At 44.7% G+C, this 23,373-nt stretch carries 25 protein-coding genes; 7 read left to right on the top strand and 18 right to left on the bottom strand.

The features are described 5' to 3' along the window. Positions 1-70: 70 nt before the first annotated feature. Positions 71-490: a phage minor head protein gene (locus tag UQ64_RS03600; RefSeq protein ID WP_082650962.1), complete on the bottom strand. Its 420-nt coding sequence runs from the start codon at positions 488-490 to the stop codon at positions 71-73. A 307-nt stretch (positions 491-797) separates the two neighbouring features. Between UQ64_RS03600 and UQ64_RS03595 the strand changes: the two genes are divergently transcribed. From UQ64_RS03595 to UQ64_RS03580, 3 genes are all read left to right on the top strand, one after another. Then, positions 798-1,301 carry a DinB family protein gene (locus tag UQ64_RS03595; protein WP_036683089.1) on the top strand — a complete coding sequence of 168 codons (504 nt, stop codon included), beginning with the start codon at positions 798-800 and terminating at the stop codon, positions 1,299-1,301. An 803-nt stretch (positions 1,302-2,104) separates the two neighbouring features. After that, positions 2,105-3,157, top strand: a complete 1,053-nt coding sequence (locus tag UQ64_RS03585; protein WP_060622141.1) for an MBL fold metallo-hydrolase — start codon at positions 2,105-2,107, stop codon at positions 3,155-3,157. Beyond that, positions 3,158-3,373, top strand: coding sequence for a DUF3006 domain-containing protein (locus UQ64_RS03580; RefSeq protein ID WP_060622140.1), 216 nt, complete (start codon positions 3,158-3,160; stop codon positions 3,371-3,373). Between the two features lie 36 nt (positions 3,374-3,409). On the opposite strand, the gene UQ64_RS03575 is transcribed toward UQ64_RS03580, so the two are convergent. Together UQ64_RS03575 and UQ64_RS03570 are read right to left on the bottom strand one after the other, a co-directional pair. After that, positions 3,410-3,742 (bottom strand): YolD-like family protein, encoded by a 333-nt coding sequence (locus tag UQ64_RS03575; RefSeq protein ID WP_060622139.1) that lies wholly within the window; start codon positions 3,740-3,742, stop codon positions 3,410-3,412. 13 nt (positions 3,743-3,755) lie between these two features. Beyond that, positions 3,756-4,043 carry a helix-turn-helix domain-containing protein gene (locus UQ64_RS03570; RefSeq protein ID WP_060622138.1) on the bottom strand — a complete coding sequence of 96 codons (288 nt, stop codon included), beginning with the start codon at positions 4,041-4,043 and terminating at the stop codon, positions 3,756-3,758. A gap of 398 nt (positions 4,044-4,441) precedes the next feature. On the opposite strand from UQ64_RS03570, the gene UQ64_RS31205 reads away from it, so the two are divergent. The 3 genes from UQ64_RS31205 to UQ64_RS03550 all read left to right on the top strand — a co-directional run bounded on the left by UQ64_RS31205 (position 4,442) and on the right by UQ64_RS03550 (position 7,248). Beyond that, positions 4,442-5,251 carry a hypothetical protein gene (locus UQ64_RS31205; RefSeq protein WP_167348453.1) on the top strand — a complete coding sequence of 270 codons (810 nt, stop codon included), beginning with the start codon at positions 4,442-4,444 and terminating at the stop codon, positions 5,249-5,251. A gap of 69 nt (positions 5,252-5,320) precedes the next feature. Further along, positions 5,321-6,184, top strand: coding sequence for an ATP-dependent DNA ligase (locus UQ64_RS03555; protein WP_060622136.1), 864 nt, complete (start codon positions 5,321-5,323; stop codon positions 6,182-6,184). A gap of 176 nt (positions 6,185-6,360) precedes the next feature. After that, positions 6,361-7,248, top strand: a complete 888-nt coding sequence (locus UQ64_RS03550; protein WP_060622135.1) for a glycosyltransferase family 2 protein — start codon at positions 6,361-6,363, stop codon at positions 7,246-7,248. Between the two features lie 66 nt (positions 7,249-7,314). Here UQ64_RS03550 and UQ64_RS03545 read toward each other — a convergent pair whose 3' ends face one another. Next, positions 7,315-7,533, bottom strand: a complete 219-nt coding sequence (locus tag UQ64_RS03545) for a hypothetical protein (RefSeq protein ID WP_060622134.1) — start codon at positions 7,531-7,533, stop codon at positions 7,315-7,317. A gap of 254 nt (positions 7,534-7,787) precedes the next feature. Beyond that, positions 7,788-8,555, bottom strand: coding sequence for a hypothetical protein (locus UQ64_RS03540; RefSeq protein WP_060622133.1), 768 nt, complete (start codon positions 8,553-8,555; stop codon positions 7,788-7,790). Positions 8,556-8,661: 106 nt separating this feature from the next. On the opposite strand from UQ64_RS03540, the gene UQ64_RS03535 reads away from it, so the two are divergent. Beyond that, positions 8,662-8,868, top strand: a complete 207-nt coding sequence (locus UQ64_RS03535) for a hypothetical protein (RefSeq protein WP_060622132.1) — start codon at positions 8,662-8,664, stop codon at positions 8,866-8,868. Positions 8,869-9,134: 266 nt separating this feature from the next. Here the strand turns inward: UQ64_RS03535 and UQ64_RS03530 are convergent, their stop codons facing one another. From UQ64_RS03530 to UQ64_RS31525, 13 genes are all read right to left on the bottom strand, one after another. Next, entirely contained in the window at positions 9,135-9,872 is a 738-nt protein-coding gene (locus UQ64_RS03530; protein ID WP_060622131.1) for an N-acetylmuramoyl-L-alanine amidase, read from the bottom strand. Next, on the bottom strand, positions 9,872-10,138 hold the full coding sequence (locus UQ64_RS03525) for a phage holin family protein (protein WP_060622130.1): 267 nt from the start codon (positions 10,136-10,138) through the stop codon (positions 9,872-9,874). Before UQ64_RS03525 ends, UQ64_RS03530 begins: the two co-directional genes overlap by 1 nt. Beyond that, positions 10,138-10,434: a hypothetical protein gene (locus UQ64_RS03520; RefSeq protein ID WP_060622129.1), complete on the bottom strand. Its 297-nt coding sequence runs from the start codon at positions 10,432-10,434 to the stop codon at positions 10,138-10,140. The genes UQ64_RS03525 and UQ64_RS03520 overlap by 1 nt, the downstream gene beginning before the upstream one ends. Before the next feature lie 206 nt (positions 10,435-10,640). Further along, positions 10,641-11,456 (bottom strand): hypothetical protein, encoded by an 816-nt coding sequence (locus UQ64_RS03515; protein ID WP_060622128.1) that lies wholly within the window; start codon positions 11,454-11,456, stop codon positions 10,641-10,643. A gap of 20 nt (positions 11,457-11,476) precedes the next feature. Beyond that, positions 11,477-15,010, bottom strand: coding sequence for a pyocin knob domain-containing protein (locus UQ64_RS31530; protein WP_060622127.1), 3,534 nt, complete (start codon positions 15,008-15,010; stop codon positions 11,477-11,479). Then, positions 15,000-15,323 (bottom strand): hypothetical protein, encoded by a 324-nt coding sequence (locus UQ64_RS03505; RefSeq protein WP_060622126.1) that lies wholly within the window; start codon positions 15,321-15,323, stop codon positions 15,000-15,002. Before UQ64_RS03505 ends, UQ64_RS31530 begins: the two co-directional genes overlap by 11 nt. Continuing rightward, on the bottom strand, positions 15,307-15,864 hold the full coding sequence (locus tag UQ64_RS03500; RefSeq protein ID WP_060622125.1) for a DUF2313 domain-containing protein: 558 nt from the start codon (positions 15,862-15,864) through the stop codon (positions 15,307-15,309). Before UQ64_RS03500 ends, UQ64_RS03505 begins: the two co-directional genes overlap by 17 nt. Continuing rightward, the gene (locus tag UQ64_RS03495) at positions 15,861-16,691 is read right to left on the bottom strand and encodes a baseplate J/gp47 family protein (protein ID WP_060622124.1); all 831 of its coding nucleotides are present in this window, start codon (positions 16,689-16,691) and stop codon (positions 15,861-15,863) included. The genes UQ64_RS03500 and UQ64_RS03495 overlap by 4 nt, the downstream gene beginning before the upstream one ends. After that, complete coding sequence (locus UQ64_RS03490) at positions 16,688-17,125, bottom strand: GPW/gp25 family protein (RefSeq protein ID WP_245237844.1); 438 nt, start codon at positions 17,123-17,125, stop codon at positions 16,688-16,690. Before UQ64_RS03490 ends, UQ64_RS03495 begins: the two co-directional genes overlap by 4 nt. Continuing rightward, on the bottom strand, positions 17,115-17,456 hold the full coding sequence (locus UQ64_RS03485) for a hypothetical protein (RefSeq protein ID WP_060622123.1): 342 nt from the start codon (positions 17,454-17,456) through the stop codon (positions 17,115-17,117). The genes UQ64_RS03490 and UQ64_RS03485 overlap by 11 nt, the downstream gene beginning before the upstream one ends. Before the next feature lie 2 nt (positions 17,457-17,458). Continuing rightward, entirely contained in the window at positions 17,459-18,439 is a 981-nt protein-coding gene (locus UQ64_RS03480; RefSeq protein WP_060622122.1) for an XkdQ/YqbQ family protein, read from the bottom strand. Positions 18,440-18,453: 14 nt separating this feature from the next. Further along, the gene (locus tag UQ64_RS03475; protein ID WP_060622121.1) at positions 18,454-19,083 is read right to left on the bottom strand and encodes a hypothetical protein; all 630 of its coding nucleotides are present in this window, start codon (positions 19,081-19,083) and stop codon (positions 18,454-18,456) included. Positions 19,084-19,086: 3 nt separating this feature from the next. Then, the gene (locus UQ64_RS31525; RefSeq protein ID WP_060622120.1) at positions 19,087-23,253 is read right to left on the bottom strand and encodes a lysozyme family protein; all 4,167 of its coding nucleotides are present in this window, start codon (positions 23,251-23,253) and stop codon (positions 19,087-19,089) included. Positions 23,254-23,373: the final 120 nt, after the last annotated feature.

Raw genomic sequence — 23,373 nt, 5'->3', positions numbered from 1 at the left:
GCGTAATAAACAATAAATTTAGAATAAACGGTTCTTAGTTAATCAATCATTGGTCTGCCCGTTAACATTATCAATCCATCACCGACTGCATTGTGCAGCGGCAGCGGATAATCTCCTCAGCTCGTCCGGATGGATCTCCCGGAAACATCAGTTTACTCTTACCAACTTCAAAAGGCTTATCCAGAGGTTGCACCTGACCGTTTGCTTTACGGTGTGTCTTTCGGGTCCTGTCACCTTTAGAAGAACGCCATTTCTTACCGGTGACCACCTCGGATTGCTTCCAGTCTTCAAGCTTACCGCCATTTGCCGCTGCCGTGCTCATGGCTCGCGAAACGGTAGTAGCCCGCTCCATGTTGAATGGACCAACATCACCTTTGGCGGCCGCCGCGCTGATCTCACGTACCAGCAACGCCCGCTCAGAAGGGGTCTTTCCCTCCTTAATAGCTTTCTGAAAAGCCCGGGTCATAACATCCGCACTTATGCCGTTCATATCTGGTACCAGCTTCTTGAGGTTCTTCGCAAATCGGGATGCCGCCTTGTTTTTGAATGAAGAATAGAAGAGTGAGTAAATAGAGTGATAGACTGATAATGATCATTAAGCTAACTGGCAGGCTAGCGTAAACAAAATGATCAAAAGTATTAACCATACGTTGTTAATTACATTTCGGGATTAGCGCAATGATTTTCGGCAGCTTCGTTTGGTTAACGGGGGTAGTTTAAGTAAATGTAAATATTTACTCGCGAACTAATGTTCGGTATAATAAACTTGATTCCATTACAAAAAGGAGATGTTGGATATGTATAAACACATTAAAGATTTTGCCGCAACTTGGCAGAATGAAACGGAAGCAACAATGCGGACACTGGAGATGCTGACCGACGAGTCTCTTGGCCAACAGATAACAAGCGATCATAGAACGCTTGGACGTGTTGCATGGCACCTTGTACAGACGTTGCACGAAATGCCATCTCGGACGGGACTGTCTTTCGAAGGACCGGGCGAAGATATGCCGGTGCCAGCTTCGGCAGCAGACATCGCGTCAGTCTATAAGAGGACCTCACAAGCGCTCCTTGATGCTATACAGTCCAGTTGGAAAGATGAGAATCTGCTTATCATGAGCGATATGTATGGTGATCAATGGCCAAACGGCTTAATGCTGGATATTCTCGTAAAGCATGAGATTCATCATCGTGGTCAGATGACAGTCCTGATGCGTCAGGCAGGCCTTCGTGTGCCGGATCTTTACGGCCCGACAAAAGAGCAGTGGGCCGAGTACGGAGCGCTACCTCCAGTAATTTAGAGTAAGATTATATCCGCTTTGGCCGTTTGGCTATAGTGGGATTTATAAGTATTTTATCATAGGATTGAAAGTGGTGGCTTGAATCATAGACAAGAGGATACCATCGGACTGAAACTGTTGATTCTATTGAACTACCATGAAAGAACGGGGTAACTTTCATGCTCTGTGGTGCATTGCAGAGGATGCATGAATGGCTAACGGGTAAGTTACCTCTGTATAATTGATGGCATATGTTTCCTTGCCTGAGATGTTTAATCGTCTTTCTACGGCCGTTTACAGAATTGAAAATGAACTTAATAAATTCGCAGAAAAGCAGCTTGAACCTGTGGAATAGAAGTCTACGTTAGCAAATCCGTTAGCAAGCTCCAAAATATGACCTTTCCCCACTCTCACCCGTTTGCTTTAGCGAGCCTATACACAGCAAAAAACCCTTACTAGGTAAGGGTTTTCTCTAAGTGGGCCCTGAGGGACTCGAACCCCCGACCAATCGGTTATGAGCCGACCGCTCTAACCAACTGATATAGAGGAAAGGGATAAATGGCTTAAACTCTATTCAAGAATTCTTATTTTTATTGGGATTAGCTAATATTGATTAAACTTAATTAAAATGAGCTTGTGACCAAATTTGTGACCAATGTGCCCTTCTATATCCTCATTTTTTTAGACTACATAATAGAAGAACAAATTAATTTTTCATACGAACACAACCAAGATAAATTAAATAGTTACGAAATCAAGTAGAAAATATTACCTTATTCTGATAGACTACTCCCAGAATCATACATTGGGGGTATTTACTTTTTATGAAAAGAATTATTGTTCCAATCATCATGTCTCTTGTTTTATTGTTGATGCCTGTACTTGCTGAGGCACATCCAGGACGCACAGATGCAAATGGCGGTCATTATTGCCGCACCAATTGCGCAAAGTGGGGACTGGAAGACGGAGAGTACCATTACCACAATGGTGGAAGTTCAAATTCAAAACCAGCAGCCACTGCTAAACCAGCTGTTAAACCTACCGCGAAACCAACAGCAAAGCCTACTGCTACGCCAGCTCCAACTTTGCTTTTACCAAAGAAACAGAATGTTGGCACTCTTCAGGTCTACTTTTTCGATGTTGGCCAAGGGGACTCTACCTTAATCCGGACCCCGAATAATCAATATGTCCTCATTGACGGAGGTAATAACGATCAGGGTAAGAAAGTAGTAAAATACCTGAACGCCCTTGGTGTAAAGACACTTGATGCCCTGGTTGCTACTCATCCTGACGCAGATCACATTGGTGGGCTAGATGATGTTCTCAAAGCGTTGGATGTTAAATCTGTCTACGCTCCAAAGGTATCACATACCACTGAGACATACAAAGATTTTTTGACCGCTGTAAAGAATGAAGGACGTTCCATCAAATCAGTTACTAAAGGCGTTACTATTCCTTTAACTGGTGTTGAGGCTAAGTTCCTGGCTCCTATTAGAACTTATGGGGATAATCTTAACGACTGGAGTGCTGTCTTAAAGGTCACCTATAAGAACAAGTCCTTCCTCTTTACTGGTGATGCTGAAAAAGCTTCAGAGAACGATATGTTAGCCGATGGCATGAATTTAAAAGCTGATGTATTAAAAGTTGGTCATCACGGTTCCAGTAGTTCAACCGGCAAAGCATTCCTCGACGCCGTTAAACCACAGTACGCAGTAATAAGCATAGGTAAAAACAATTATGGTCACCCAGATTCCGGAATACTTACAAGGTTAAAAAATGCGAATGCTTCAGTTTTGCGAACTGATCAAAAAGGAACCATTACTGCAATAAGTGATGGCAATAAAATCACTTTTACATCGACTAAGGGGGGCAAGTAAATGCAGAAAGGAATCATTGATCGCTTCGAGGGTGAATATGCCGTCATTGAATTTGATGGTAAAACCGAAGATGTTCTTAGATCAGAACTACCGGCGGAGGTTAAGCCTGGAGACACCCTTATTTTCGAAGAAGGCAAGGTCAGGATTGATACTGAGGCTACGGCCTCGCGGAAAGAAGAAATCGATAGTTTAATGGATGACTTATTCGAGGAATAATAGTTATGCCCCGGTGAAGGCTTCCGGGGCATTTTTTTATGTAGTCACCTGAATCACATCGTCAATATTAATCCAGTCATAATCATTTTCCATTTGCAGCTTGATCCGTCGTAGCTGCCTGGCTATGGCCATCACAACTCCCCGGATCTTGATATCTTGAACCGGTTCAAACTGAGTGATTGTTATCTGCTCCCGATACCGTTTCGAGTAAGTGAGTACTTGATCAATTAATTCCCACTCCTGCGCATCAAGCACCGGCTTTTTACGGTCCCTCCACTGCTGTCCTCGCTCATCACTGATAATCCGAAGTTTATGCTCCGGTAGCATCATTCTACTGCAATCCCAAATACTTTCCAATTTCTTAACCAAGATGTCTGACCTCCTAGTAATCTGTCCAATAATCTATATGGCCACCATCTACGCTCCATGTAACTGATGCTGAACGATCCTCAGTTCGCTCCCATCCCTCAACAACAACTGCACTCTCTAGCGGTTTCCCGAACTCCCACAGAATGTAGTTATTCTCTGTCAATTCCTGCAGCCCGGCTCGGATCTTATCTGTTGTTCGCCCACTCTTTGTCTCCAGTACCTCTAGGGTAGGCATGTATCCATGATGCACCGAGCAATGCCGCATGATCATCAGCAGCTTGCGGGCCGTATCGCTAAGCATATCGTCCCTCCTGTATGGGTTGCCATGACAGGATACTGGATTCTAGGAATACACGGGGAGAGTTGGTGGTTAGGCACGTAGCCCGGATACAGCCGTCACGAATGCCTATGATCTCAATCTTGCGTTGTGTAATTTTGCCCGCTTTGTCCTGGTATATAATTTCAACTATTTGGCCGACACTCATTTTCATATGATCCCCTCCGAAAACAAGAACGTTTGTTTGTATCATAACCAAACATGCATTCTTAAAACAACAAGGAATTTAATCACTAATTGGAATAAAAAGAAAAATGAATTTATTTAAACATCTTATTACATATATAGTCATATATGTTTAGACAATCCTTGTCTAATTTTGTAAAGTCATAAACGATAATACATAATGAGGAGTGCAACCAATGAAAAAGATTAAATTTATTTTGATGTTTTTACTTATCTTTACTGTTCTCCCTCTAAATAATGCCCTAGCCTATCAAGGTGGTATTTTAGATGGAAAAACAATGACCATGGGGAGAGGACTTAACTCAAGTACAGGCGGAACTACTACAGTAGCTACTGATGGAAATAACTCGACGATACTTTTTTTACCCGATTCTTCCGGTCAAAATCCCTATAGTATATGGTATATTTTTGATACTCCTGTAGATATAGACTCTTATCAGATTTCTATGAAGGGCACCAATCTAGCCTTTTCTTTACATGATCCTAATGGCAATTATATTGTGACTAATAAAATCATTGAAGATACGAATGGAACTAAAATTAAGCTCTCCGCTAAATCAGTAAAATACTTAACGCTTTCGAATATTGGCGGCAACCCCATTCAAATCGCTGACTTCGATATTTTTGGTAGCTCAATCCCAACACCAACTGCAACACCAACACCAACACCAACACCAACACCAACACCAACACCAACACCAACACCAACACCAACACCAACACCAACACCAGAACAACCTCCCGGTGATAGAGCGATTCTTACAATCACATTAATTAATGGGACAGAAAAAGAATATGATCTTCCGATTGTTGAAGTAAATGCTTTCCTTAATTGGTACGATGCTCGTGATGCAGGAAGAGGACCTGGATTATATGCTATTGATAAGCATTCAAATAACAAAGGTCCATTCAACAAACGTAAAGACTATGTTGTATTCGATAAAATACTTACCTTTGAAGTTAGTGAGTATACCGTAACAAAATAACCTTTCCCATCACTTACCTCCTCTATCCTTAGTAGCCACCAGCTATAATGGGATACAGGAGGTTTTGTTATGTTTATATCCCCTATGTTATTACAAACTGCTGCTGGACCATTCAGTCACAGTGATTTTATATATGAACCAAAGATAGATGGGCATCGCCTTATTTTTTCTCAAGAGTCAGGTAAGATCCGGTTATATACCAGGCACGATAATGATTGTACTCAACAGTATCCTGAACTACATCTCCCATTTATGGATGATGTTGTTTTGGATGGCGAGGTTGCCTGTGTCGATCCAACAACTGGTGTTTCAGACTTTGAATCTGTTATGAGCCGATTTCAGACGAGGCGAGCAGATAGGATAGTACAACTCACCGGGATACTCCCAGCGTATTATGCCATCTTCGATATCTTGATGTACAAAGGTCAGGATGTGCGTGGGTTGCCCCTGATGAGCCGCAAGGAGATACTGACGGGATTAACTCTACCGTCTAATAGCTTTGGAGTAGTACCGCACGTAGAAGGTGCTGGAGAGGCATTATTTGAGCAGATCGAAACTCGGGGTATGGAAGGCGTAGTAGGTAAGCGTAAAAACAGCATATATGAGACTGGCCGCCGCTCCCATGCGTGGCAAAAGGTCATCAATTGGACTTATGCGGATGTATATATTACAGGTTATCGCAAACAGGAATTCGGTTGGCTGGCTGCTGTTCCATCCGGTGCATCTGGAAAACTACGTCCAGCCGGGATTATAGAACTCGGCGCGTCACCAATTCATAAGCAAGCATTCAGAGGCGTTGCCCAGCAACTTGTAAAAGGCGAGGACAAAGAGTTTGTACATCTTGAGCCAAGATTGCGGGCAAAGGTGCGAATGAGGAACTGGACCAAATCTGGAATGCTTAGAAGCCCGGTGTTTACAGAGTTTATAGTTTAAAAGATAGCCGCCCAGGATCAATTACTGTGGCGGCTATTTTACATGTTTTATTTTGTTTTGTTATTATTTTTGGCGTGACCTACTTCGGAATACGCCCTTTTTCGGTTCTCCAGTCGCGCATAAGAGTGTTTCAACATATCGTGTAATCAGAGACAAGTTCTTAGGAGGAATGCCTGGTGCCCAAAATTTCTGTAATTATGCCGGTCTACAACAACGCTATGTATTTACAGGAAGCAATTAACACAATCTTGTGGCAGACGTTAAACGACCTAGAACTGATAATCATTGATGACGGATCAACAGACGGATCAGCGGGAATCATACATGATATTAAAGATACCAGAGTAAAAAAGATATTTCATACTGAGAATATGGGGATTGTCACTTCGCTGAATCAAGGACTCGATCTGGCCCAAGGTAAGTACATCGCCCGTATGGACAGCGATGACGTTGCAGCACTAAATCGATTAGAAATGCAGGCTTATTTTATGGACACTAATCCCACCATAGATATTTGCGGAACAGGATATACAACGAACTACCTCGGGCCTGTCAAGTTAAACCCTATGCATCACGAAGAAATTAAGGTCTGGCTGTTATTTCACAGCTGCATTCTACATCCTTCTGTTATGATGCGCCGAAGCTCGATAGATCGTCTCGGGATTAGTTATGATTATAATTACCCTCATGCAGAGGATTACGAACTGTGGAACAGGCTTTCCTCAAGCGCGAAATTAGCGAATCTCCCTCACAATTTAATGTACTATCGGCCTCATGAAGGACAAGTGTCCAATAAGCACCGGGTAATACAAGATGATTCTGCACGAAGAATCCGACAGAGACAACTTTCTCAACTAGGCATCCAATTGTCGGATAATGAATACGCTATAATGGTTAAATTAGCTGAGTATAGGGTTAATTCTGAAGATTTTGAGGACTATCGTATAGCAGAGGGTTTTGCGAATTGGCTAATTGATCAGAATCGTCAATACCAGGTATTCGACCAGGAGGCACTCAAAATGGCTTTATCCAGATGTATATCAAGAATGCCTACTAATATGTAACCAACATCGTCAAATAGTTTCTGTCTTAAGAAGGAAAAACATCCCGTCAGGCACAAGCCCGGCGGGTTATTTTATGTATGCTCTAAATTCAAATCTCTCCCGGACAAAACGGGCGCCGGCTATCTTGATCGACTCCGGAGTATAACCCTCAACTACACCACCGTAATCCATGAGGTGGCCAATAGGATCTCGAGATTCCCGGTACCATACTGATACCTTAGTTTGAGTCAGTGCTGCTGTCAGAAACTCAGAATCTGTCACCAATACCTTATATGTAACGCTCACTTCTTTCACTCCTATGCAAAAAAATACCATACCATCGCAGACAGGTTATGATGCTTTCACATAGTTTTAATATAATTCATTTGTAACATTATGTATATGTACTCTATATTACTGGTAAGGAAAGAACATAAAGAAATACCCCACCATTACTGGCAGGGTACGGTACTTCTATTGTTTCTGTTTTATTTATTCTGGAAAGATATATAGACACATTTCTTCTATTTAGTATTCGTTCAAATTAAAGCTACTAAAAATTAATTACCAACGCTGTATGAAAGACCCATAGTAGTCCATCTTCTAGCATACCAATCACCTGTGATCGAACCACTCATAGAGTAATCACCTGCAGCAAAAGCAGAATATGAGAAACCTGCTTCAAAAGTTCCAGTGTAATGATAAACAACACTGCCCTGACCAGTGGCAGAAATTTTATAAGTAGGGAAAGATCCTGTTGTAGATATTGCACTCATAGTCTTGTCTTCCATCGTAAATGTCCCACTATTAATTACCTGCATTGAAGTGTTTAAAATTCCATTGATTTGTTTAAACCCACCTGAGACAAAGACATCCATATTTACAGTCAAATCAAGATATGCTGGACCCCAATATTTCTGAGTAGATGTTGTTACAATTCTATTCTCCCCTGCGGAAACAGTAGCAAAACTTTTTGCCGAAAAATTCGGCTTATCGGTTTCTGAATAACTAACTAAAAGTGCTCCTGTATCCTTATCAAACAAATCCAGCTTTACAGAGTTAGGTGATTCTGTTCTAACAGCTTTTGCATTTGAAGGTATGATATCATCGATCTTTATGTAATTCAATTTTAGATCGTCCGAAGTAACGTTCTCATCAAGAGTAACCTTCTCTCTAAAGTTATTAACTTCGAAATTATGTACTTGCTCTGTGTCATTGGAAACGACCGTAGAAGCCACTGGATCTGCAGCGTTAGCAGATACCTGTACTGCCCCCATCAATAACGAACCACAAAACGCCATTCCTACTACTTTCTTAATCTTTTTCATAATTGTTCCTCCTATTTCAATATTATGGTAAACTACTCTAGTATCCTAATCTATTAAAATTAACTTGTCAATAAATAACATTAAAAACTCAATCAGGAGGTTTAATATGAATTTAACTGAATTGTCACAATATACAAATGAAATCGGTGGTCGTTTAGGCGAAATTGGCGACAAAACTGGTAAAGGTTTATCTGAAATTTCTGGGCAGATTTTTAATTTAAGGAATGCATTGGAAAACACAAACACTCTACTAATTATCCTGATAGTTCTTTTCGCTATCAATATAGTAATAAATTTTTTCAAAAAAAAATAATGATGTAGGAGATTAGGATATGTAATTTCTATTATGGGAATGTGCTAAATAACAATGTGTTAGTATCTTCAAAGGTAATAAAGTAACCCACCGAGTAATTAAAACGGCGGGTTACTTTAGGTATTCTCTAAATTAATATCATTCCAGACAAAACATCTTTCAGATAACTTAAATCGAGTCGAACGAAAGCCTCAACTTGCTGGGATTTTATGCAAAAAACAAAAAAACAGCCGAATCCAGTGGGCATATTCCCAAACGCTTAGGAATTACTTTGTGATATTAACAGTCTTTGTTTCTGCGTCATATACAACCGTAGCACCTAGTGCCTCTGCTACAGCTCGTGCAGGTGTATAGGTCGTGCCATTATCCAGCACTCCATCAGCTACTTTCTTGCCGTTTACGAGTACTGCCACTTTATTGTCATTGTTTTTCTGGTCCCCTGCATCCTTTTTCTTCAGACTCAAATACTTTGCAATCCCGATCACATGGCCATCAATGATTGCTTGGATAACCACATCTTTTTTGAGTTTGGCAGCGTCGGTCGCCACGTCCAAAAACAAATTCTCCGTCAGTACTGCCGGCATGTTACTCTCACGCACCATGTGCAGGTTTTTTGCCTTTTGCCCTCGGTCGATCACGCCAACCGCAACCTTATTAAGCATGTCCACAATCGCCGTGTGTAGCCCGTTTTGCAGTGCTGTAGATGCAGCAGATGCATTGATGTATCTATATGTTTCAAAGCCACCAGAGCCGCCTCCAGCGTTACCGTGGATGGACACTAGGATGTCAGCTCCAGCTTTGTTTGCTAGACTTGTGCGCTCTGCGAGTGCCAAGAATACATCAGTACTTCTAGAGAGCAAAACATACACTCCATCATAATTTGCCTCGAGTCGCTTTTTAATCTCCAAAGCCACTGACAATACGATGTCTTTCTCTTTTAAACCATTTGCAACTGCTCCTGGATCCTTACCACCATGACCTGCGTCGATCCATACCTTCTTCATTATTCGTCACCGCTTTTCTTTGCTTGTTTGACCAGTTGGTTACCGTACACAGCTACAGCACCGCATAGGATGCCTTGTATGAAGCTTGTAATAACAAACCCTAGCATCCATACAGCAAATACGATGGCGACCAGCGTAACAATATACACAATGCTCCAGTCCGGTACTTTCGGCGTTTGTTTTAACCAATAACCGATGATCCAACAAGCTACGACAACAACCATTAATTCAGGATTAATAAACTCCATAACTACATTCCATTCCATTACAGATCACCTCTTCTATTTTCTTCGAATCGATCCAATCGTTTATGGTATTGCTTGGCTGACTCTTCAATACGCGTCACACGCTCAGATAGGACATCAAATCTCTGCCCCTGTGCTCGCTGCTCTAACCGCATATCATCCACGCCTCGCTTGATGTACTCAACGTCAGTACGTAGTGACGCGCCATTACCAGCCTCTTGTGCAACATCTTTTTTAAATGCCTGAGTCTTACCCATCCAACCCAAGACAATCCCACTTACTGCCGCAATCATTGCTACGATTGTTGTAGGCTCCACTCCCGTTCCCCCCTTAATATAAATAGCCCCCGTAACAGCTACGAGGGCAAAATAAAAACGCCTCAATTAGGCGCTCTACTACTTTTCATTCAACTTCTAACAGCGTTGTGAGTCCATTGCGAATCAAGCTTGTATATACTTTAGCCACTATCTACTGACACCCCCTCTATATAATTCCCATGTAAAGTACTTAATAGGGCAATAGTTTATGAGAACGCCCAGAATTGAGCATTTCCCATACCGGATGCTCCGGTAACAGTAAGCGTAAATCCTGTATCTGTGATTGTCCAAACTACCGAATTGAAGTAAGCATTTGTTACCCCATAATAGGAGAATCTATTATCTCCTAGGTGACCATTAGATACATAGACAGCGCGATATGTACCATTGTTAGCGTACTCGACTATTATTACTCTCGGTCTGAATCCTAGATACTGGCTAAAGGCGGAACCAGATGGAGTAAGTGAACCTGTAGACAACTTAACTAAACCAACACTATTCAATTGAGTCGTGCTTACCCTAATTTCTCCGGCTCCCGCTCCACCTTTGCGATATCCCTCCCTCGGATAAACTGCTAGTGATCCATCCGGCCATAAACCAACTCCCTGCGCCGGATCTTCGCCGGAGGTGATAACAGGAATTGTTCCAACTGTTTTTTGCCCCTTGCTATAGGCTACTTTATTGGACAAGATATCTGCCGCTGTTGCGGTAGCGTCTGAGGTAGCTGTACCTTCTAGCCCTAACATTTCAACCCCCATTAGGATGTTCTTGGCGGAGACGTGGACAGCATCGACATAAGTAAACTCTGTACCACCATTTACGGCTAGAGATTCGCCAACGCCCAGCTGAGGTATTGATACTGATAGATAGCCCTCTTGCATGTAGGCGGCACTCGCGAGTATTTCTTGATCACCCATGTTCTTCATTGTACCGAACCCTCCGTAGGTTGGGCCGGCACTGAATTTAGTTCCCGCAAGTACTTGTGATGCCTTAGCGTTCCCTGATGTATATATAGTAGCCATTGTCTCACCTCCATTTGTTATTAACAATCTATGATTGAGCCGGACGCATAGACTACGTTTGCTGCACTACACTTAATTAAAAGACTTATAGGGCTATCTGAAGTAGCAGCGAAGAAAGCAACGGGTAGAGAGTAGCTTCCTATAGGAAATACATCGTCTACGATTACCGTGCTCTGTACTACAGAGGTATGATCTTTGTAAGTAGCTGTTACCTTTACACTAGAGGCAGCAGTCAGACGTAAGTACACTCTCGCCTCGAAGTTACCACTCTCCGCAGGCGTACGTGCCAGAAAGGCAAACTCAGAAGTAGTCGTAACGAAGTAATTTGTCGCACTAGCTTTTCCATATTGCGGAGTCAATGCTGGTGTTACCGCATTGAAGATACCTGTTTCAGAGGTAATCAAACCCATCTGCCAGCCTTTCTCCCAGCCTGTTATAGCACCAAAAGCGGCTGTAAACTCAGATACCTCTATGTGAGTAATGCCCCATACAGTAGTCAGGCTTCCTAATAAGATGCAGTTGTTAGTACCATCATGGGCTAAACGAACTCGATCAAATGGAACTCTACCATTTAACACTGCACTGATGTTAGCCCAAGCAGGTGTAGTAGAGTAGTTGTAGCCACCCAGGATTAATTCCCAGGCACCTTTACCAGTGGTATAATCATACCCTTTTATTTTGATACTCATCATAGTATTGCTCCAGGTCTTAGGCATTGTGATCTTAATAGTCCCTGTAGCAGTACCAGTGGCATTATACCCTACTAAGTTACGGTAGCTATAGAAAGTACCATCATAGTTCCTAACAAGAGCGGCAGTCATAGTTCCACCAGCGCCGGTTATGTTAGATACCCAAGGAGTCCAAGAAGTTGGCGTATACTTTGATCTACTGTATATAGTGCCTGTGGTAACTTCTATGACTTCCTGTTTTATATAGCTGCTGGAAAGGTCAGATGGATTAGTCGCAGATACAGTCAAGATACCATATGCCACAGGAGAAGAATTTGTTGTTCCTGTAGGGTTGTAAATCATATATACCCCGTTTTTTACTAAGGTATTGTAGTCTGTGTTATTAGAGACATTACCTCTAGTAGTAAATAAAGGAGCGTCGTTGTACCCTGTCCACAGTGGAACCCATGCACTCCAAGCGTTCGTGGCATCTTTACGCCTTACATACGAATCACCACTGGATTGCAATATAATTTGCCATGTCCACATGCTCGCATCAACGTGTGTTTCTCCGCCGCTGACAATTACCATTACCTGCCCCCACATACTAGCTGACGGCTTATTCAGTGTAGCAGGGCTGATAGGGTATACGCCTGCGGTGAGTGCGAGGTTTAAATCCGCTGTGGGGACTGTTGACGGACCGCCTAGAGAGTTGTAGGTATTAACTCGTGGTAACTTGATAAGTGCATCAAGTCCCGCATAACCATTGGCTGTGTTCTTTTTGCCGGAATGCTCGATTTCATACCAGTTCGACCAAACGCTGTTGTAGTAATTACGGGTGAATACCCTTAGCGCCGCAACATTCGCCCCGTAGGCCGTTAGGGTCTGGTTAAAGCCTCCTGCAGTATTCGGTACAACCTTCAGGTGGAACGATTTCCCGGCCACTTCTGGAGGCATACCGGAAAGAGTGGCGGCAGTAACGTCAGTAGCGCAATAGTATTCACCCTCTACGAAAACTCCGGTATCACTTAAGCTCTGATTTGCAGATATTCCCCGCGCCTTGCGTGCGATACTACCAGAGATAACGGCATCAAATATGAAACCATCATTCCCTATTCCTGCATAACCGTTAGCTACGTTCTTCCTGTTTGCATTCTCAATCTCTACCCAAGCAGACCAGACGCTATTATGACAGTAGCGTATAAACGTGCGTAAGTTTAAGAAATCGGTAATACGTTGGTACGCACCAGTACTAGATGTCCCGCCAACGAGTTTGTATACATCACATAGTCCACCGCCCGTAACCTCAGGTGGTCTTCCTGTCACAGAAGTGGTGACGTAGTAAAAACCAGCTGTAAAAAGTGTGTCCATTGACCCTGAGCTGAATAATATAGTAGAACCATCATTCTGAGTAAGCCGGTGCTTCTGAATTAAATAACCGGACTGAGTTACGGTATCATCTGGTATAGTCTGAACTGCTACAGGAAGAGTAGTAGCGGCAGTACCTGTGTATGGAGTGCCTAAGGTGAACGGCTTGGTATTAAGTGCTGATTGTGACGTAAGCCGCTTAGTATGAACCGCATACCCGTTACCGTTACTCGTACGTGCTTCTATGGTAATACGCCATTGGCTACTAGTTGCATCCCACGACACGTCCGAGATAGATACACAGTTAACTATAGGACCAGTAACTTCCGTGTACTGTGTTAACTGGCTGTTTATTGTACCTGATGTATTGGTCATGATATTAAACCGCTTAGTCATTCTGCCTACATTGTTCTGATTACCAAATGTGCCTGTGATGGTTACTTCAAAAAAACCAGCAAGAGAACCTGTAGTGATCAAGTCTACCTTTTGATTAGCTACGTTATGTGTAAAGCTAAATGTGCTCACGGCCTCAGTAGAAAACTCTTTTAGACTGATTCCGTCCCCTAGCATATATTTCGCTGCGTCCATGGCAGGAACACCGCTGGCAGCACCTTTTTGTACCAAGGGAATAGATGCATTTTTAGCATTAGTCTCAGCGGCGTTCCAAGCAGTTCGTTCTGCGGCTGTGATATGCCTTGTAGTATCGTCAACGTGTGTCTTAGTTGCAGCTAGTGTGATGTCTGGAGCATCAAACGGATTTGCCTTCCCTGTGATGGTTTTGAAGTACTTGGTAATCCATGAGAACCACTGAGTGATCGAACCCGTTAAGCTATAGGGAGTAGTAATCGAAGGATCCGCAGTACGATTACCTATCGTAGCATCTGTAGCCGATCCCGCAGCACCAGCTCCAGGAGTGAGCCCGGCCAACTTTGCCTTCTCGGCAGAAGAATAATCCTCTGTTGAAAGTTGTTTGCCTGATACCTTGTCCACTTTTCCCGAGAGCTGATTGGTGACTGTGGCCGCAAAGTTTGGATCATTATTCAGTGCATCTCCGATTTCCTTTAGTGTATCCAGAGCATCCGGCGCGGCCCCGACCACAGTTTGAATACGCTGGTCAGTCTCCGTTTTGCTATAAGTGGATGACTTATCTGCCTTTGCAAGCAGCGCGGTATCTGCATAGGTTTTGGCAGCTGATAGAGCAGCATCAGCTTTAGTCTGGGCACCTGCAGGTGTCTCCTTGGCTTTCCATTCCGCTCTTTCAGCAGCCGTTATGTGCTTAACCGTATCTTTTTTATGTGTATCAATATCCGCAGCGTTTTGATCTGCCAGTTCATGGACGGTCTCAATACCATCTTCTATGTGATTCAAACGCTGAGATGTAAGACGTGTACCTTCTTGGACCAGTTCGTACAAAGGCCGCCCGGTTTGCGGGTCAGTCTTTTGCTTTCCCGAGGAATCCTTTATCGGCTTGGTCAAGTCGGGAATCTCGTCCTTCCACTGCTGTTTGTTATACACCACCAGCATTCGCCTCCAATCTCAAAACAAATTCAAAGGCAATCAAAAACCCCTTATCGTTTTTAGTTACGAGAAGGGGTTGATCTGCCAGTATGTTGCCTTCAGCATCCAGCAAGGCTGCGCCTAAAAGTTGTTTGCCGATGGCTTGCGTCTCCGTTATATAAATGTACTTTCGAACAGACATACCAGACACAATTGTGTTGTAAATAGGATACGTCGTCTGAACGCCTCCTATATTCACCCGCGCGCTGACGATGTGGCCATTCAAATTCGAAATCAACTTCTCTAGAAGCAACTGCTTAATAACGTCTGCCATTACTACCCCCAAACGGCACTTCAAACCCACAAATCGGGAAGTCTACTCCATGCGAGTACCCAGTACCTTTTATATTAATGACCTGCGTCGGAACTGCTGAACTAAATACTGCTCGACGAATATGAACCGGACGCACGTATTCAAAATCAGCCTGTAGACCTGCCATGTTAAACGGTTGAACTAAGGAAAATTCAAAATGGATCTCTTTTGCTAAAAAATCCTCTGAGACACTTATCAACTTACCATGCTGATTCCCCAATTCTCGAAGCAGAGGAAGCTTAAAAGGACGATCGCCCCAGCGCTTTCGGCGTATCGCCTCTCTACGTTCATCGTCACTTCCCTCTTGAGTCTTCCGGAAGTACATCCACTCCCAAATCCACAATGACCAGGTAGATCTCCTGAGGATAAACTGATTGCTCAGATCATCTATCGTCTGCAGGCGATCATCCATTTCTTTTTCAAAAACTGAAAAATGCCGGTCTGCCATATCAATCTCATACCAATAAGGTGGCAGCATTTCACGATATCTCAGCGGGATCATAACAAGATCACTTCCACTCTTAAAACTGACGACAAGGGGAGAACAATATCCTCCATATCCCCATTGAGGGTTAAACTCTCGTAATCATCCACACCAGGCAACAGTAGCAAGGCAGCCACATAATTGTATATTAGTTTGGACCGTCCGCTTGCGTAATCCAATACACGCTGCTGAATAGTTGCCGCCAGCACAGTCAGATCTGTACCGCTAGTCGTTAGCAAGCGTGTCTCTAAGCGTACATTAAAGACCGGAGCCGGATGTACCAATAAGTCATGCCCAGCGATCCGACGCTCCTCCCACATCCATGCTTTTACCGTCTCAGCAAATTCCTCAGTAATTGGCTGTCCGTCCAGGTTGGTCAAGTAAAGATCAACGGAATTGTCATGCCGTTCTTTTTCACGGGCAATGGCTCCACCCACACCTGCCATCTCAGTGGCCCAGGTTTCATAATCTTTGCGACGACCGCTCCCGATTTCGGTAGCAGCACGCTCCAACATCCGTAGGCGAAATGTATCGTCACTCTCCCCTTCCTTGCGGGTAAGACCTGCAGCCCATCCGTGACCATCGAGATACTCGGAATCTGCCCAAATCGGAAACCCCTGAACGAATCCATAAGTCCATAGCATTTGCTGTTCGGCAAGCTCCAACGCAAGAGGGTACCACAAATCATAAAAGTACTCCCCTTCTCCTGTTGGCGGCGGTGGTAACCCTCGTTCAAGCGCCAGGGCTATGGCACGGTTCACCCAACGTTGATAGATTTCCTCTGGCTCTTCTTCTAAGATAGGCATGTAGGGGAGTGACGGTAAATCACTCAGTTTAATGGTCATACACTAATTGCCTCCTCCAGTTCCACTTGACCCGCTAAGCCAGTTATCAATATTCTAAGATGCATCTCCTGTCCTGCTCGCATCATCGATCGCACCTCAGCACGCACAATCTCGGTATGAGCAGTCAAAGCTTCCTCCATATCTCGTTTGATCTCTACATCTTCCCAAGTGGACCACTCGGATCTCTCCACGCCAACTTCTTCCCCATACAAGACATAACGAAAGCGTTCTGTATTAAGGACTTTGAGTGCTGTCTGAACTAAGTACTCAGCATAAGAACCTGTCTTCTTCGGGTGGCCATCTTCAGTAAGTACGGCACGCCGATTACGATAATCGATAACATAGGTCCATTTATTGGCCGAGACAACCGATTCTGTCAGTTCGACTTCTCCGATATCCGATATGTCCAATTCAGGAAACAAACTATCTGCCACCGCCGCCAGCCTCCTTGCCATGAACGTAATACCGCTGGCCAGTCAACCTAGAAACAATGAGTCTGTCTCCAACCTTCAAGGGACTAGGAATTGTTAGGACGCCAGTTAACTTCGGAATCTCAAGTTGCTCAACCTCAAAGACAGCATCGATACGGCGTTCTTGCAGATATTCTGCAAAGACCAGTTTATCTGCAGGATAAGGTTCTGTGTCACCTTCTACCTGAATTTTCGGATTATCTGGCCAACTCAATAATGTCGCTCGTTCGGTATCTCGAGCGTCAATATGACCTTTCGTCTTTTCCTTCAACAAATTCAATGCGTCATTTAGCAACGTTATTCCCTTCTTTCCAGCTCAAGCTTCACAGTGTATAACCCATTCTTAAAACTGCTCTCAGCGGACTCTACAATCCACTTGGAGGTATGGTCCGTTTTGATCAACACCATCCATCCAGCCCGAAGCCCTGTCAGTGTATGGTCTTCATGCTTTACAGTAATTTTCTTAATCTGCTTCGCCTTCGACAAAGCCTTCAGGCGCTGCGTTGCGATCGTGGCCGGGTCCTCATCTTCCTCAACCTCGATGATCTCTTCCATTCGACCCATGGCTTGAACTGCACCGACTGCCATCTTAGTTACTGATGAAGCAAGCTTATCGTCCTTATACTTCTGTGCGGTGACGACCGTATAAGTCTCCTCAATGCTATAACCGGCGGTACTCGCTTCCATCTGTTCTGGAATAAAGACCGGAACAAGAGTGTTCGTCCCCTCCCGAACCACCTGCAGGTAGAAACTCGAATCCGTCCGAACTACATCTACATGATAACGGTAGCCGCTACGCTCATATGCCTTTTGCAGCACATCCAAGATGACTTCTGAATGGAACATCGTGCCATACCGTTCATCCAGGTTAAACCCTAACGATGGACATCGAAAATCGATTCCGGTAGTCTTGATATAACGCTGAAGCTCTGCACCGGCCTCGCCTTTCAGGTATGGTCGTGTGCCTTTGTTCTTCGCTAAATACCAGCTCATCTCCCGAGCTTCAACCTCCCATTCATCTGTGAACTCATTTTGTTCATACTTGATGATGGGTCCATGGAAGAACTGATTCTTGTGATGAAGCACTCCCATGCCTTTCAACCGCGCTGAAAAGCACATCAGCATGCCGGCTACCTTCAGATCAGCAGCGTTACGAAGTCGAACAGTTGCGCTACGTGCGATTTCATCTCGTGCTGAAGACCAGGACAATTCAACTGCCGCATCCGTCAACAGCTGTCGATTACTCTCCTTTCCGTAAAGGATCGCAAAGTTATCCATCTTAATCCCGCCTTTTATTTAACACTAGAGTTCTTATCTAGAATCCGTTCTTTTTGAGCCAGATAATCAAAGTTTCCCTTTTTATTGTCGGCAGCTGTTTTTGCTTCAGCTTTCTTCTGCTTATCGCTCTTCTTAGTTTTATTTTTACTATCAGTTTTACCGGTTGTATTAGGTCGACTTTTGGATGACTTGGTTATAATTACGCCAGGCTTTAAGAGCTGCTTGGTGTTGGAGTACGACACGATTTTAACTGGGTTGAACTCTACAAAATTAAAACTGATATGCAGATTCGCTTGGCCATCTTTATACGTAGCCTCGATACTCTCAAACCACATAGTCTGCGAGAACAGCGATTCGAAGTTAATAACAACCGGCTTGAGCTTCCATTCCTCCATCAACTTCCAAGCCTGTTCTGGAGACTGGTAAACCACCGTCTCTTTGCCGGTTTCCCAAAGTTTCTCCCAGGCTCGTGGGAAGATCACAGAAAAAGAGACCCGCTTCAGCTTCGAAGTGAGTCTCTTACTTGTCTTCTCTTCACCTGTGATTACTACAAAGGAATCTATCTCATTGCTGCTAGTGATTTGGATCTCTGCTGGCGTAATTGGAAATGTGAAGCGATTCTTATCACGTATCATAGTCAGCATGATTTATCCCCCACTTTCCAGAGCATTGTACAACTCTTCGCCGAAAATTTTACGGAACAACGCTCTTCCCTGTGGGCTGGTCAGCATCTTAGCGAATTCAGCAAAGTTGGTAATTCCCTTGGCCAGTTCACCAAAATCGATGTTGATGTTCTCAATTACGATATCGCGGATCGCTGCAGGTGCCTGCGCCAATGTCTTCGCTACCGGGATACTGGACGATCTCATACCTACCGCACCACCATCTGCGTAAGGACGAATTCCAAGTAAGCTCCCCGCCTGTTCCCACAATGCTCTTCCTCGTTTACTCCGCTGCCGCGAAAGTGGAATGATCATCTCCGGACCGGCTTCACCGACCAGGCCCATGTGTGGAGCACTGATAAGCCCACCATCAGCGTATTTCTTCTTACGTTTTTTTCGTCGGCCAAAGAATCCAGAAATGCCATCATACATTTTCGTGGCCAACTTCTCACCGCCGATTGTTCCTAACAGCCCCCCGATTGCACCACCAACGGCTGTACCGACACCAGGCATGAGGAAGGTTCCTAGCATTGCACCCGTTGCAGCACCACCTAAGATCCCGCCTCCAATTCCACCAACTACTTTAGCAGTCTGTCGCCCGCGGTTTCCTTTTCCAGCAAAGAGGATGTCCCATCCGTCCATAGCATAACCAACCGGTCGAACCACTTTACCGAGCAGCTTTGTACCCTTGGTAAAGTTCTTCATCTTGGCAGCTTGTCTGCGCAGTTGATGACCCGTTGAGCGTATTTTGTAAGCATCTGTGAGACTACTGGCTTTATTCATGGCCTTGGTATAACGCTTCATGCCTTGCTTCTTTACCATTTCAAGTGAGCCATGGATCCCTTCGGCATAGCCGGCTCCGTAACCTATTCTGTCGTTGTTATCATCAATGTAGGCTTTAGCTTGATAAGCACGGTTTCGTAGGGGTTGCCCTCCAACAATACCACCGTTAGCATAAGCCCGAACGCCTAACATTGCCCCGGCACGTTCCCACAGTTCCACACCGCGCTGCCGACGTCCTGCAGAGAGAGGAATAATGGCCTCTGGTCCAGCTTCACCGACCAACCCGATATGAGGTCGAGTAATAATATCGCCGTTTGCATAAGCGGCACCACCACTGGAATTGGGAAGACTCGAGGTAACAAAAGATTTCGCCGCACCTGCTCCAGTCAGGGTGTTCAGAATACCCATAGCACCGATTGCTGTCGACTTAAGTTCAGGAAATTTACTCTGCATCCCCTTGGAAATCCTCGTAATAATGGTACTGCCCCAGCTTTCACTCTGACTCGTAACTGTTTGTATCGATAGCAACTGCTGCTTCGTCTCATCGGTCGCCGTCTTTACTGCAGTCCCGATTCCGAGCATACTCGCTCCCGCTGCACCAGCACCCTGAACAATTCCAGCAGTGCTGGTTTTCGTGGTTACACCTAACTGCTGAGTCTGTCCAGCTGTTTTCTGTGCAGCTACTCCAACAGCTTGCACATTTTGCTGAGCATTACCCGATTCTGTGCTTTTCCACGCGCCAACAAATGTGTTTTTAATCTTATCGACCGTTTCCTTAACACCGCTCTCGTTAACAGCTCTGGTCAATGCGGTCTTTAATCCATCCTTGGCCACATTGGCCCGGAAAACGTTGAAGGTCTCCTGTAATTGTTTTTCTCGTTCCGGTGTCAAGTTACCAAAGGTGATCTTGGCTTCAGGTACTACTTTAGCGGTAACTGCAGGCTCTTCCTTCTTCTTTCCTTTACCTGTAATCCAGTCACCAATCGAATAGATGCCATCTACAGCCTTTTTCGTCCATCCAGCATTATCAGCCATGGAACCAAGCTTTTCTCCAACCCAGCCACCAGCTGCTGCTCCTGCAGCGGTACCGAATGGACCAGCTAATGATCCGACTATTCCACCGATTGTGCCTCCTGCCAAGCCTCCGACTATTGATCCTCCGGTATTGGAAGCTCCAGCCTTTAATCCCTCGTCCTTGGACGCCTGATACAAGCTATACCCGGACATGCCAATACCCGCAACGGTACCTACAACCCCCATTGCCTTTACAGCCTTTGTTCCACCTTTGGCCAAGCCTTTTAAAACTCCCCGCCTAGCTGGTACATCTGAAACATCTGATATGATATCCGGGATTGCTGATGTCCCACGAAGCCGTGCGGTATTACGATAGGTAACTCGTCCTCTTCTTGCAGCAACGTCTGGAATTGCATCAATATCAGGAATATTAGTAGTTCGAGTGCCCCGACGCGCTCTGATCGAGCCACTTGTACCGCTGCCGCCTGTCATTGTTCGGGTGCTAGAACTTGAGCTACCAGTACGCCCACGGCGGTTCGACCTACCTCCTGAGCGGCTACCTTGCCCACCAATTGAGCCACCCAAACCACCAGCCTCATTAAGATAAACAACACTGGCATTTACAGTCATAGATGATAAAGAACTCAGGCCACCACCTAAACCGCCGGTTGATCCAGTAGTACCACGTCTGAGTGTAAATCGTTTTCGTGAAGAGCTACCGACTTCTTCTATTGGTAATGAGTCAGAACTGGTTGATCTTCTTCCAAAAAGCCCACGTATGTCAGAGGCTACATCTTTACTTTTTTGGTATCCCTTATAAACCTTATTCACAGCAAAGGTTCCTATCAGCAATCCAACACCGACATTGATTTCATCAAAGAACTTTCCGTACAAGTCAGTCGCAGTTGTAACCACTTTTACAATCCCCGAACCAAATGTTTGGATTTGCTCTTTATTTTCTGTGATAAGAGTATTGAATTCTTTAAGTGCTGGAAGAACTGCTGTTGATAGATTTGCTCCCAACTCCTGCATTTGCTGATCGATCTGCGCACGAGTCTGAATAATATCCTGCATCGGATTCGCGGCCTGTTGAGTTTGGACCATTCTTTCCGTCGTCCCTGCAATACCAGAAGGTGCAGGTTGAAAAGGTACTTGAAAGGTCTTAAGTACAGCACTTCCGTTGTCTTCCGCTGTAGCCGATCCAAGGGATACTAGAGAAGCTTTCAACTCACTTTGTGACTGACTGGCTAAATCAGCAACTAGGGCCATTAGCGCTCCCTTTGCACGTTGCTCCTCACCAGAGTTAATGTCGCTAGTAAATGAGGCAGCTTGCTTTGCTGCGTCGTTCTTACCAGCTCCGCGCAGAGTGAAATACTTCTCCATGTCCCCCGGATCGAGAGCCTTCACGCCGAATGTCTCTTTGATAAAATCGGCAGGCTTATCGAAATTGAAGGATCCCTCCTTCACGCTCTGTGTCAAGAAGTTGGCCATTTGACCAGAGTTTGCACCGGTGTTTTTGAAATAACCGCTGTACTCCCAAAATGTGTCGAACAGATCTTTCTGTCGATCTCCGACTTTTTCATAGGCATATATCATGCTGTCAGTTACGGAAGCATAAGTTTCGCCAAACGTATCAGCTGACTGCGCCAGTGCGCGGTTGATCTCTTCAAACCCTGCATCTGGCAGGAGATATTTCATCTTTGCTGAAGCTCTAAGAAACTCGCTAGTTTGCGATTTATCCCGGACTAGTGGGGAAATATCTGCTAATTGTCTGGCCCCTTCTGTCTGAGAAGAGATAATACCCTGAGCATTTAGATCTTTCACAGTCTGAAGACCTTGATCACGTGCAGTTGCAGGCAATAAGGCCGCGCTTCGGGAAGCTTCAGAATAGTAATCCATGACATTCCCGAATAATGCGTCCTTGATTCCACCACCTAGCACAAGAGCACCTGCAGTTGCCGCAATCGTTGTAATCTTGGAAGATATACCATCAAGGACTGGACTAACCTCATCTTGTGCTCTTAAGTGCACCCGAGAATCACTCATTCCGCGAATCTCCGAATCTGCACGAGATGCTGATCTGCGCAAATCCTCAGCACCGGAGCGAGCTCGCCTGAAAATATCATCAATGTTCGCTCGTCCAAGTCTCCGAGTTTCGTCTGCAGCATCATTGATCCGGCTACCTAAATCATCCGCTGCGCTTCGGGATCGCCGAAGATCAGATACAAGGTTGTCCCCCATTTGTCCAGAAGCTCGACGAAAATCTAGTAAATCATTAGTCGCCCCAAGAATGGCTTTCCGCATATTCTGGACAGCACCGGAAATAAGATCCCGTGCTTCGAACGGGACCGTCACCTTTGTTGTAGCTGCTATAATTGTTCACCCCCATCCTGCCTATTTCTTGTTAGCCAGGCGTTTGGCTTCTTCTTCGGCGACCATACCGGCCGCAAGACAGAAAAAATACTGCCGCTGTTT

The sequence above is a fragment of the Paenibacillus etheri genome (genome assembly GCF_001012825.1).
GTDB classification, from domain to species: Bacteria; Bacillota; Bacilli; order Paenibacillales; family Paenibacillaceae; genus Paenibacillus_AQ; species Paenibacillus_AQ etheri.
The sequence above is the reverse complement of the archived record's forward strand: the minus strand, read 5'-3'. Positions and strand labels throughout refer to the sequence as shown.